Consider the following 12,355-nt stretch of genomic DNA (forward strand, 5'->3'; position numbering starts at 1 on the left):
ACATGACCACCACGGAACTGGTTCCCGGGCCGCTGACCACGTCGACCTGGGGCGACGGCGTTTTCCCGCTCGACGAGGAGACGACCCTCACCGCGGGGCCGGAGACCGACGGCACGGCACGCTGGCTGCGCGCGGTGCTCGTCGCCGCCACGGGGCTTCCCCTGCGCGAAGGCGAACCCGGACCGCCCGGAAACGCGGCGGAGAACTCCGTCGAACTACGCCTCGACCCGCAACTGCCGCCCGAGGGCTACCGGATCACGGTCCGCGACCGGCGGGCCCTCGTCACCGGAGGCGGCCCGGCCGGGGTGTTCTGGGGCGCCCAGACGCTACGGCAGCTGCTGGGCCCTGACGCCTTCCGGCGCGCCCCTCTGAGGCGCACCGGCTGGGCGCTGCCGGAAACCGAGATCCAGGACGCCCCGCGATTCGCCTGGCGCGGCCTCATGCTCGACGTCTCGCGGCACTTCATGCCCAAGGACGGTGTCCTGCGCTATCTCGACCTGATGGCGGCGCACAAGCTGAACGTCTTCCACTTCCACCTCACGGACGACCAGGGCTGGCGTATCGAGATCAAGCGGTACCCGAAGCTCACGGAGACCGGATCGTGGCGGGCGCGCACCAAATTCGGCCATCGCGCCTCGCCCCTCTGGGAGGACAAGCCGCACGGGGGCTTCTACACCCAGGACGACATCCGCGAGATCGTCGCCTACGCCACCGAGCGGCATATCGCCGTCGTCCCCGAAATCGACATCCCGGGGCACTCGCAGGCCGCCATCGCCGCATATCCGGAACTCGGCAACACCGACGTCATCGACACGACCTCCCTCTCCGTCTGGGACACCTGGGGCGTCTCGAAAAACGTACTCGCCCCCACTGACAACGTCCTTCGCTTCTACGAGGGCGTCTTCGAGGAAGTCCTCGGCCTGTTCCCCGCGGACGCGGTCGCCTTCTCGGAGTTCGTCCACGTCGGCGGCGACGAGTGCGCCAAGGACCAGTGGGAGGCGTCGCCGACCGCGAAGGCACGGATCGTGGACCTCGGACTCGCGGACGTGGACGAACTCCAGGCGTGGTTCATCCGGCACTTCGACAACTGGCTGGCCGCGCGCGGGCGTCGGCTGATCGGCTGGGACGAGATCCTGGAGGGCGGCCTCGCCCCGGGCGCCGCCGTGTCCTCGTGGCGCGGCTACCGGGGCGGCATCACGGCCGCGCGGGCGGGCCACGACGTCGTCATGTGCCCCGAGCAGCAGGTCTACTTGGACCACCGTCAGCACGGCGGCCCCGACGAGCCGGTGCCGATCGGGTTCGTACGCACCCTTGAGGACGTCTACCGCTTCGAGCCCGTTCCACCGGAGTTGACCTCCGATCAGGCGCGGCACGTCCTGGGCACCCAGGCCAACCTGTGGACCGAGGTCATGGAGGACCGCACACGCGTGGACTACCAGGCGTTCCCCCGGCTCGCGGCCTTCGCCGAGGTCGCCTGGAGCGCACTGCCCGACCCCGCGGAGCGCGACTTCGCCGACTTCGAGCGGCGGATGGGCGCCCACTACGGGCGACTTGACGCCCTCGGAGTCTCCTACCGGCCGCCCACCGGGCCGTTGCCGTGGCAGCAGCGTCCAGGAGTGCTCGGACGCCCGATCGAGGGAGCGCCCCCGAACGTGTGAGGTGCCTCCCAAGGGGTGTCGTCCGAAGCGGTTGCCCTGGGACGGTGACCCTCAAGGAGAAAGGCCCCCAAGGGCCATCGAAGACTGCCAATTCGCGCTGACGGGCGATGTGGTGCGAAAACGGACCATCCGCTGGTGGGGGTAGGAATGCCTCCTAGCGGACCCCCGCGTCGAGGGGCGGGGAAGATGTGCCAGAGTTGCCACGTCCGCCCTGTCAGCACGTACCGTACGGCAACACAGGTGGGACCAGGTGGGGCAGCGGGAAGGGGCAGCCGGTTTGACCACGCACGCACCGCAGGCGGCGCAGGCCGTGACGCTGCCCGCCTCGCTGGACGAGGCCGTGGCGGCTCTCGCAGCCATGCCCGCGGCCGTTCCCGTGGCCGGCGGCACCGACCTCATGGCCTCCGTCAACTCCGGGCAACTGCGGCCCGCCGCGCTCGTCGGCCTCGGCCGGATCAGCGAGATCCGCGGCTGGCAGTACCAGGACGGCCACGCGCTCCTCGGCGCGGGCCTCACCCACGCCCGCATGGGACGCCCCGACTTCGCCGCCCTCATCCCTGCCCTCGCGGCCGCCGCGAGAGCCGCGGGACCGCCGCAGATCCGCAACGCGGGCACCCTCGGCGGCAACATCGCCTCGGCGTCCCCCACGGGGGACGCGCTTCCCGTGCTCGCCGCACTGGAGGCGACGCTCATCATCGCGGGCCCGGGTGGCGCCCGCCGTGAGATCCCCGTCTCCCACCTGCTCGCGGGCATGGAGATGCTCCGCGGCGGCGAACTCATCGGGTACGTGCGCGTGCCGCTGCTGCACGCCCCGCAGGTCTTCCTGAAGGCGACCGGACGGACCGGGCCCGGGCGCGCCATCGCGTCCGTCGCGCTCGTCCTCGACCCCGCCAGGCGCGGAGTGCGGTGCGCCGTGGGCGCCATAGCGCCCATGCCGCTGCGGCCCCTGGACGCCGAGCAGTGGGTCGCCTCGCTGATCGACTGGGACAACAACCGCGCGATCGTGCCCGAGGCGCTGCACGCCTTCGGGGAGTACGTCGCCGCGGCCTGCATCCCGGACCCCGCGCCCGCCGAGGACGGCTCCGTCCAGCAACTGCCACCCGCCGTACTGCACCTGCGGCGCACCGTCGCCGCGCTGGCCCGACGAGCACTGGGGAGGGCACTTTCGTGACCGACGACCAGCACGGAGAGAGCGGCCCCCAGTCGGGCAGCCGCTGGGACCCGCTGCCCCAGGGCGACTACGACGACGGCGCCACCGCCTTCGTCAAGCTCCCCGAAGGGGGCATCGACGCACTCCTGGCCGACTCGCCGCTCGCCGCGCCCGGCCACGGCTACGTACCGCCGCCGATAACGCCCTCGCCCGCCGCGGAAGACGGGACCGACCCGGCCGCGCCCGGCGCATGGGGCGCGCCGCCCGAGGGCCCCGAGGGCGGGCAGCCGCAGCCCGTGCAGTGGCCCGACCCCAACGCCCTGCCCGAAGAGCACCGGCAGGGCGCCCAGGACGCTTTCGCGTACAACCCGGGGGCCACCGGCCAGTGGACCTTCGACGACCCCGCACAGGGCGGACAGGGCGGTCACGGGGACCAGGGCGCGCCCGGCCAGGACGTGACCGGACAGTGGTCCATTCCCGTCGCCGACGGTGATCTGCCCGACGAGTCCGGCGAGTTCACGACCTCGGCCCTGGTCGAGCAGTGGGGCGGGACCCCTCCGGCCACCCTGCCGGGCGGAGCGGCGGCGCCCTGGGCCAACGAGCCCTGGGCCCAGCAGCCCGGTCCCGGACAGCAGTCGCCCGCCGAGGAGTCCGCGGCCCAGGCCGAGCACGGCAGCGTCGGGCCCAGCGCCGCGGAGATCGAAGCGGCCGAGATCATCGACGTCTCCGGAGAGCACGCCGACGAGATCGCGGTCTCCGTGGACCGCGAAGAATCGATGCGCGAAGGCACGATGCGCGACGAGCCGGGTGAGGCACCGGCCGGTCACGGCCCCCCGGAACGGGCCGACGAACCGGCCTCCGAGCCCGGGGCGCACTCTCCGGAGAACCCCGCCGAGTCACCTGCCGACGCCGCCGAGGGACCCGCGGCCGACGACACCCCGGGTACGCCCGCGCACAACGACCACCCCCTCGCGTCGTACGTCCTGCGGGTGAACGGCGTCGAACGGCCCGTGACGGACGCCTGGATCGGCGAATCGCTGCTCTACGTACTGCGCGAGCGCCTCGGTCTCGCGGGCGCCAAGGACGGCTGTTCACAGGGCGAGTGCGGGGCCTGCAACGTGCAGGTGGACGGCCGGCTCGTGGCGTCCTGCCTGGTGCCCGCCGTGACCGCCGCCGGGAGCGAGGTGCGCACCGTCGAGGGGCTCGCCGCCGACGGGCAGCCCTCCGACGTCCAGCGGGCGCTCGCCAAGTGCGGTGCGGTGCAGTGCGGATTCTGCGTCCCGGGCATGGCGATGACCGTGCACGACCTCCTGGAGGGCAACCCGGCGCCCACCGAGCTGGAGACGCGCCAGGCCCTGTGCGGCAACCTGTGCCGCTGCTCCGGCTACCGGGGCGTCCTGAACGCCGTACGCGAGGTCGTGTCCGAGCGAGAGGCCCACGCGTCCGCGGACAGCGCGGACGCCGCGGGCTCTGTGCCCTCTGCGGATGCCCGTATCCCGCACCAGGCGGGCCCCGGCGCCGGTGGCGTCAACCCGTCCGCGTTCGAGTCCCCACGGCAGCATGAGCAGCCGTACGGCCAGGACGGAGGCCAGGCGTGAGCAACGACACCGCCACCGCGACCACCGCGGAGCCCGGCACCGCCCCGGAGCCGCTGCCCCACGGCCTCGGCGTGTCCCTGCCGACCGCGGAGGCACGCGCCAAGACGGAGGGCACCTTCCCGTACGCGGCCGACCTGTGGGCGGAGGGCCTCCTGTGGGCCGCCGTCCTCAGATCGCCGCACCCGCACGCGCGCATCCTGTCCATCGACACCACCCACGCGCGTGAGATGCCCGGCGTACGGGCCGTCATCACCCACGAGGACGTGCCAGGCACCGCGCTGCACGGCCGCGGCAGAGCCGACCGCCCGGTGTTCGCCTCCGAGGTCGTACGCCACCACGGGGAGCCCATCGCGGCCGTCGCCGCCGACCACCCCGACACGGCCCGCATGGCCGCGGCCGCCGTCATCGTCGAGTACGAGGCACTCGACCCGGTGACCGACCCGGAGCAGGCATTCGAGGCCGAACCCCTGCACCCCGACGGCAACCTGATCCGCCACATCCCGCTGCGCCACGGCGACCCGGACGCGGCGGGCGAGATCGTCGTCGAGGGCCTGTACCGCATCGGCCGCCAGGACCCGGCCCCGATCGGCGCGGAGGCCGGCCTCGCCGTGCCCCGCCCCGACGGCGGGGTCGAGCTCTACGTGGCGTCCACCGACCCGCACGCCGACCGCGACACGGCCGCCGCCTGCTACGGCCTGGAACCGGAGCGCGTGAAGGTCGTCGTCACCGGTGTGCCCGGCGCCACCGCCGACCGCGAGGACCAGAGCTTCCAGCTCGCTCTCGGGCTGCTTGCCATGAAGACCGGATGTCCGGTCAAACTGACCGCGACGCGCGAAGAGTCCTTCCTGGGGCACGCTCACCGGCACCCGACGCTCCTGCGCTACCGGCATCACGCCGACGCCGAGGGCAAGCTCGTCAAGGTCGAGGCGCAGATCCTGCTCGACGCGGGCGCGTACGCCGACACGTCGTCCGAGGCCCTCGCCGCCGCCGTCTCCTTCGCCTGCGGCCCGTACGTCGTCCCGAACGCCTTCATCGAGGGCTGGGCCGTCCGCACCAACAACCCGCCCTCCGGGCACGTACGCGGCGAGGGCGCCATGCAGGTGTGCGCCGCCTACGAGGCCCAGATGGACAAGCTCGCGAAGAAGCTGGGCGTCGACCCGGCCGAACTGCGTCTGAGCAACGCCATGGCCACGGGGGACGTGCTCCCCACCGGGCAGACCGTGACGTGCCCCGCCCCGGTCGCCGAACTGCTGCAGGCCGTACAGGACTTCCCGCTGCCCGCGCTCCCGAAGGACACGCCCGAGGACGAGTGGCTGCTGCCCGGCGGACCCGAGGGTGCCGGCGAACCCGGTGCCGTACGGCGCGGCGTCGGCTACGCCCTGGGCATGGTCCACATGCTCGGCGCCGAGGGCGCCGACGAGGTCTCGACCGCCACCGTGAAGGTCCACGACGGCATCGCCACCGTGCTCTGCGCGGCCGTGGAGACCGGCCAGGGCTTCACCACGCTGGCCCGGCAGATCGTCCAGGAGACGCTCGGCATCGAAGAGGTGCACGTCGCCTCCGTGGACACCGACCAGCCCCCCGCGGGGCCCAGCTGCCGCGGCCGCCACACCTGGGTGTCCGGCGGCGCGGTCGAACGGGCCGCCAAGATGGTCCGTACGCAGCTGCTGCAGCCCCTGGCCCACAAGTTCGGGATGTCCACCGAACTCCTCCAGATCACCGACGGCAAGATCACTTCGTACGACGGTGTCCTCTCGACCACCGTCACGGAGGCGATGGACGGCAAGGAGCTGTGGGCCACAGCGCAGTGTCGCCCGCACCCCACCGAACCGCTCGACGGCACCGGCCAGGGCGACGCCTTCGTGGGGCTCGCCTTCTGCGCGGTCCGCGCGGTTGTCGACGTCGACATCGAGCTGGGTTCGGTGCGCGTCGTGGAGATGGCGCTCGCCCAGGACGTCGGGCGGGTGCTGAACCCCGCGCAACTCGCCTCCCGGATCGAGGCCGGAGTCACCCAGGGCATCGGTGTCGCCCTCACGGAGAACCTGCGCACCGCGCGCGGTCTTGTGCGCCACCCCGACCTCACGGGGTACTCGCTGCCGACCGCCCTCGACACCCCCGACATCCGCATCGTCAAGCTCGTCGAGGAGCGTGACGTGGTCGCGCCCTTCGGAGCGAAGGCGGTCAGCGCGGTGCCGGTGGTCACGTCCCCGGCCGCGGTCGCCTCCGCGGTACGGGCGGCCACGGGGCGTCCGGTGAACCGGCTGCCGATAAGGCCGCAGGCGGCCGTGGTGACGGCGACGCAGTGACCCCGCCCGAGCCGCCGCGCTACGAACCGGGGCCGGGCGTCGGGAAACTGATGCTGTGGGTGCTGGTGTTCGTGGTGGCGGCGGTCGTGGTCGTCGCGGGCGGCGTGTACTTCGGCTGAGGTCCTTCGGCTGAGGTGAGGTCGGGATCCGGCCGAGCTGAGGTCCGCCTACGGCCGGTCACTGTCGGCAATCCGCTGGTCACGGCGGTGCCGGGGCGTTGTCAGTGGTGCCGCGTAGTGTTCTGGGCAGTGGGGAGGACCGCTGGGCGGCGGGGCATCCTCCACGGGTTCTCCATGCGTTTTCCGTGAGTCTGTCCACGGGTCCCATACGCGTGTTCCCGTGGAGTTCCCTGAGCGTGCCGCCCGGTCCGGTCCTGCCGGGGGACTGTGAACAACCATGCGCGGGGGAACGATGAGCACGACGGACACCGGCATCAGGACGATCACCCTGACCGAGGACGAACTGGACCCGTACGTCACGCACGCGGCGACGCGGCGCTGGCTGGCGGGCCCCGGACTGCCGGGCGACGGCGGCCTGTTGACCTTCGAGGCACTGCGCGCGGACGGCCCCCGGACGGTGGCGGACTCGACCGGCGACCCGGACCTGCTCGCGGACGACCTGCGGGATCTGTTGGTGATAGGCGCACTGCGTGGCGGCTCCGCCGACGCGGAGACGGAGTCGGTGCTGCTCGACGGAGCGACGGGCGAGGTCTCCAGCACGTACTTCCTCCACGACCGCCCCGACCTGATGGACCGTCGCCCGCTCGCCCCCTCGCTCCAGGCGCTGACGGAGTTCGTGGCGGCGACGGAGGAGATGGCGGCCAGAAGCGGCCGGTTCGCCTCCTACGAGGGCCGGTTCGGGCCGAAGGCCGTGGCCGCGATGTCACGGCAACTGCTCGCGGTGTTCGAGGAGGGCACCGGCGGCGAGGTTCCGCCGTTCTGGCGGATGGCGGCGCTGATCCGCCCACTGGCCCTGGTCGCGGGCCCGCCCGCCGACGAGACCCTGACCCTGGACCTGCCGGCCCGGCTGCTGGACCAGGAGTTCGGCCAGGGCCGGGTCGTGCGCTTCGAGGACGTCGACTTCCCGGCGGCGCTGGCGCACGAGCCGACCCGCCGCTTCCTGCGCGACACGGGCCTGCCGGAGGACGGCTTCCTCTTCCAGCTGGACACGGACGTCCCGCTGCCGACCCTCGCCGAGTACTACGAGGACGAGCGCCCGGGCGAGTACACCGCCGCCGAACTCCCCGACGGATCCGACCACTTGATACGCCTCGGTCACCTCATCGAGGACAACAGCCTGGTCGTGGACGGCTCGACGGGCGCGGTCCTCAACTGGAGCGAGCCCGAGGCCACCCTGCACGCCCTCAACACGGACGTCTCCACACTGGCCTTCACCCTCTGGCTGCTCCACCGCGAGAAGGCCATCGACGGCACCCTGTCCCACGAACTGACCACGGAGGCCTACGACCAGCTGGCCACGACGATGACGCAGACCCTGTCGACGGTCGACCCCACGGGCTCCGCCTCCCAGGCGGACTGGCACTACTGGACGGAACTGTTCCAGGACGAGGCGGGCGGGGTGCTGTGAGCCCGTCCCGTGCACGGAGGGGCGCCCCCGCCTGAACCAGTCGCGTACGGCCGCCGCAGGCGCGTCTTGCGCACGGCCGCCACACACGCGTCGGGGCCGACCGCCTGACAGCGACCGACCCCGACACCGAACAGAGGCCGTGGCGGGAATCGAACCCACGTGCCTCGCTTTGCAGGCGAGTCCCTAAGCCACTCGGGCACACGGCCAAGCTTGAGTCCGGGGTTCCGGGGTTCCGGTGTTCAGTCAACCGGTGATCCGGACTCGTTGTGTCGACCGTAGGGCGCTGTCGGCAGGGGCTCAAGGGACGGGGCGGGGCTGCAATGGGACTGCCACACGGCGTTCATGAAAGGAGGCGGGGAGGGGGCGGGGACGGGGTGGGGGGGAGGGTGAAGGAAGGTCGGGTAGGGGTGGTCGTACGACCAAGGTCCCGGGGGAGGTCCAGTCTCCCGACAGGGGTCAATGTCAGTCGTGCCCCTTACTCTGGCGGGCATGACCACCCTGGAACCGAGCGACATCGGCGTCGCTGAGACCCCGGCCGGCCCGGCCGGCCTGGCTGATTCGGCCGGCCCTGCGACACCGGCCGCACCGACCGCACAGATCCCGGCGACCGAGGCCGACGCCCGCGAGGGTGTCCTCGGATGCGCTCACCGGGCGCTGAGTATCGGGATCGTGTCCGTCGTGCTGCTGATCGCCTTCGAGGCGACTGCCATAGGAACGGCAATGCCGGTGGCGGCGCGGGAACTGGGCGGGGTCTCGTTGTACGCGTTCGCGTTCTCCGGGTACTTCACGACGAGCCTGTTCGGGATGGTGCTGGCCGGGCAGTGGTCGGACCGCGCGGGCCCGCTGGGGTCGCTGACGGCGGGGATCGGGGCGTTCGCGGCGGGGCTGCTGCTGTCGGGGACGGCCGGGGTGATGTGGCTGTTCATCCTCGGGCGGGCCGTGCAGGGGCTCGGCGGCGGGCTGGTGATCGTCGCGCTGTACGTGGTCGTGGGGCGGGCCTATCCGGAGCGGTTGCGGCCGTCGATCATGGCGGCGTTCGCGGCGAGCTGGGTGATCCCGTCCGTGGTCGGGCCGCTCGCCTCCGGGGCGGTGACCGAACACCTCGGCTGGCGCTGGGTGTTCGTCGGGATACCGGTCCTCGTCCTCCTGCCGCTGGCGTTCGCGCTGCCACAGATACGGCGACGGGCGTCCGGCCCTGCCGAGGGCGCCGTGGCCGCGCCCTTCGACCGGCGGCGTATCCGGCTGGCGCTGGGCATCTCGCTGGGCGCCGGGCTGTTGCAGTACGGAGCGCAGGACCTGAGGTGGCTGTCGGTGGTCCCGGCCGTGGCGGGGGTCGCCCTGCTGATCCCGGCGGTGCTCGGCCTGCTGCCCAGGGGGACCTACCTGGCGGCGCGCGGGCTGCCGTCCGTCGTGCTGCTGCGCGGGATCGCCGCCGGGTCCTTCATCGCGGCCGAGTCCTTCGTGCCGCTGATGCTGGTCACCGAGCGCGGGCTGTCGCCGACGCTGGCCGGATTCTCACTCGCGGCGGGCGGGGGCACCTGGGCGCTGGGTTCCTTCGTGCAGTCCAGGGCGCGCGTGGAACCGTACCGGGACCGGCTGATGATGCTGGGCATGGTCCTGACCGCGGCCTCCATCGCGGCCGCGCCGAGCGTGCTGATCGACGGGGTGCCGGTGTGGACGGTGGCGGTGGCCTGGGCCTTCGGCTGCTTCGGCATGGGCCTGGTGATCTCCTCCACCAGCGTCCTCCTGCTCCACCTCTCCGCGCCCGAGGAGGCCGGCACCAACTCCGCCGCCCTCCAGATATCCGACGGCCTCTCGAACGTCCTCCTCCTGGCCGCCGGTGGCGCTGCCTTCGCGGCCCTGGGCGGTGGCACGGTCACCCACGCCGCCACGGACGCCTCAGGCGGCCATCCGGCCGCCTTCGCCGCGGTGTTCCTGCCGATGGCCGGGGTGGCGCTGGTGGGGGCGTGGGTGACCACGCGGCTGCGGACGGAGTCCCGCTGAGCACGGAGGGCGTCGCGTGGTCACCGGACCCGGCGAGTCCCGCCCTCCGCCGACGAGAACAAGCCGCACCCGTCCGACGGTGTTCGGCGGTGTTCTCTGTGACCTGAGTCCCATCCAAGGGTGACCCCGCGTCGTCCGCGCGTTGACGCCCTCGGGGCGCCGGTAGGGTGGCCCGGTTGTCATACGCAGCCGATGTCATACGTAGCCGAGCCGCTCAACCACCCCACGGAGACCGTGACTACCACCGCCGCCAGTGCCACCTCCTCGCACCATCTGTCACCCGCGTTTCCCGGGCGCGCCCCTTGGGGCACGGCCAGCAAGCTGCGTGCCTGGCAGCAAGGTGCCATGGAGAAGTACATCCAGGAGCAGCCGCGTGACTTTCTCGCCGTCGCCACACCCGGAGCCGGCAAGACGACCTTCGCGCTGACGCTCGCCTCCTGGCTGCTGCACCACCATGTCGTGCAGCAGGTGACCGTGGTCGCGCCGACCGAGCATCTGAAGAAACAGTGGGCGGAGGCGGCCGCACGGATAGGGATCAAGCTGGATCCCGAGTACAGCGCGGGGCCGCTCAGCAAGGAGTACCAGGGCGTCGCGGTCACGTACGCCGGTGTCGGCGTGCGGCACATGCTGCACCGCAACCGCGTCGAGCAGCGCAAGACCCTGGTGATCCTCGACGAGATCCACCACGCCGGTGACAGCAAGTCCTGGGGCGAGGCCTGCCTCGAAGCCTTCGAGCCCGCCACCCGCCGGCTCGCGCTCACCGGTACGCCCTTCCGGTCCGACACCAACCCCATCCCCTTCGTCACGTACGAGGAGGGGAACGACGGGATCCGGCGGTCCGCCGCCGACTACACCTACGGCTACGGATCCGCCCTCGGCGACGGCGTCGTGCGGCCGGTCATCTTCCTCTCCTACAGCGGCAACATGCGGTGGCGTACGAAGGCGGGGGACGAGATCGCCGCCCGGCTCGGCGAGCCGATGACCAAGGACGCGGTCTCGCAGGCCTGGCGCACCGCCCTCGACCCGCGCGGCGAGTGGATGCCGAGCGTGCTGCGCGCCGCCGACCAGCGGCTCACGGAGGTCAGGAAGGGCATCCCGGACGCCGGCGCCCTCGTCATCGCCTCCGACCAGGAGTCCGCCCGCGCCTACGCCAAGCTCATCCGGGACATCACCGGCAGCAAGGCCACCCTCGTCCTCTCCGACGACACGGGCGCGTCCAACCGCATCGACGAGTTCAGCCACAGCGACGACCGCTGGATGGTCGCCGTCCGCATGGTGTCCGAGGGCGTCGACGTGCCCCGGTTGGCGGTGGGCGTGTACGCGACCACCATCTCCACGCCGCTCTTCTTCGCCCAGGCCGTCGGCCGTTTCGTACGGTCCAGGCGGCGCGGCGAGACCGCCTCCGTCTTCCTGCCGACGGTCCCCGACCTCCTCACCTTCGCCAACGAGATGGAGGTCGAGCGCGACCACGCCCTCGACAAGCCCAAGAAGGAGGGCGAGGAGGACCCGTACGCCGAATCCGAGAAGGAGATGGAGGAGGCGAACCGGGAGGAGGACGAGGACACCGGGGAGCAGGAGCAGTTCTCCTTCGAGGCCCTGGAGTCCGAGGCCGTCTTCGACCGGGTGCTCTACGACGGCGCCGAGTTCGGCATGCAGGCCCATCCGGGGAGCGCGGAGGAGCAGGACTACCTGGGGATTCCCGGGCTGTTGGAGCCCGACCAGGTCCAACTCCTGCTCCAGAAGCGGCAGGCCCGGCAGATCGCGCACAGCCGCAAGAAGCCGGACGACGAGGCGGACCTTCTCGAACTGCCCGCCGAGCGACGGCCCGTGGTCTCCCACAAGGAGATGCTGGAGCTCAGGAAGCAGCTCAACACGATGGTCGGCGCGTACGTCCACCAGAGCGGCAAGCCGCACGGTGTGATCCACACCGAGCTGCGCCGGGTGTGCGGCGGGCCGCCGAGCGCGGAGGCCACGGCCGGGCAGTTGCGTCAGCGCATCGCCAAGGTGCAGGAGTGGGCCACCCGGATGCGGTGACCGCGCCCCGCCCGCCCG

At 72.3% G+C, this 12,355-nt stretch carries 8 protein-coding genes and 1 tRNA gene; 8 read left to right on the forward strand and 1 reads right to left on the reverse strand.

Features of this window, described 5'->3' with window-relative positions; translation table 11 throughout:
• Positions 1-2: 2 nt before the first annotated feature.
• The 6 genes from ACZ5VQ_RS28155 to ACZ5VQ_RS28180 all read left to right on the forward strand — a co-directional run bounded on the left by ACZ5VQ_RS28155 (position 3) and on the right by ACZ5VQ_RS28180 (position 8,299).
• On the forward strand, positions 3-1,658 hold the full coding sequence (locus ACZ5VQ_RS28155) for a beta-N-acetylhexosaminidase (protein WP_469107322.1): 1,656 nt from the start codon (positions 3-5) through the stop codon (positions 1,656-1,658).
• Positions 1,659-1,935: 277 nt separating this feature from the next.
• Positions 1,936-2,829 (forward strand): FAD binding domain-containing protein, encoded by an 894-nt coding sequence (locus ACZ5VQ_RS28160; protein WP_189843456.1) that lies wholly within the window; start codon positions 1,936-1,938, stop codon positions 2,827-2,829.
• Positions 2,826-4,406: a (2Fe-2S)-binding protein gene (locus ACZ5VQ_RS28165; protein WP_469107323.1), complete on the forward strand. Its 1,581-nt coding sequence runs from the start codon at positions 2,826-2,828 to the stop codon at positions 4,404-4,406. The genes ACZ5VQ_RS28160 and ACZ5VQ_RS28165 overlap by 4 nt, the downstream gene beginning before the upstream one ends.
• On the forward strand, positions 4,403-6,712 hold the full coding sequence (locus ACZ5VQ_RS28170; protein WP_469107324.1) for a xanthine dehydrogenase family protein molybdopterin-binding subunit: 2,310 nt from the start codon (positions 4,403-4,405) through the stop codon (positions 6,710-6,712). Before ACZ5VQ_RS28165 ends, ACZ5VQ_RS28170 begins: the two co-directional genes overlap by 4 nt.
• Entirely contained in the window at positions 6,709-6,831 is a 123-nt protein-coding gene (locus tag ACZ5VQ_RS28175) for a hypothetical protein (protein ID WP_259333955.1), read from the forward strand. The genes ACZ5VQ_RS28170 and ACZ5VQ_RS28175 overlap by 4 nt, the downstream gene beginning before the upstream one ends.
• 292 nt (positions 6,832-7,123) lie before the next feature.
• Complete coding sequence (locus tag ACZ5VQ_RS28180; protein WP_469107325.1) at positions 7,124-8,299, forward strand: SUKH-4 family immunity protein; 1,176 nt, start codon at positions 7,124-7,126, stop codon at positions 8,297-8,299.
• Positions 8,300-8,433: 134 nt separating this feature from the next.
• Here the strand turns inward: ACZ5VQ_RS28180 and ACZ5VQ_RS28185 are convergent.
• A tRNA-Cys gene (locus ACZ5VQ_RS28185) sits at positions 8,434-8,505 on the reverse strand.
• Between the two features lie 283 nt (positions 8,506-8,788).
• Between ACZ5VQ_RS28185 and ACZ5VQ_RS28190 the strand changes: the two genes are divergently transcribed.
• Together ACZ5VQ_RS28190 and ACZ5VQ_RS28195 are read left to right on the forward strand one after the other, a co-directional pair.
• A complete protein-coding gene (locus tag ACZ5VQ_RS28190; protein WP_469107326.1) occupies positions 8,789-10,303 on the forward strand; it encodes an MFS transporter in 1,515 nt (504 codons plus the stop codon).
• Between the two features lie 234 nt (positions 10,304-10,537).
• Complete coding sequence (locus ACZ5VQ_RS28195; protein ID WP_200397889.1) at positions 10,538-12,337, forward strand: DEAD/DEAH box helicase; 1,800 nt, start codon at positions 10,538-10,540, stop codon at positions 12,335-12,337.
• The last annotated feature ends 18 nt before the right edge of the window (positions 12,338-12,355 follow it).

Source organism: Streptomyces sp. NPDC033178 (assembly GCF_055577685.1).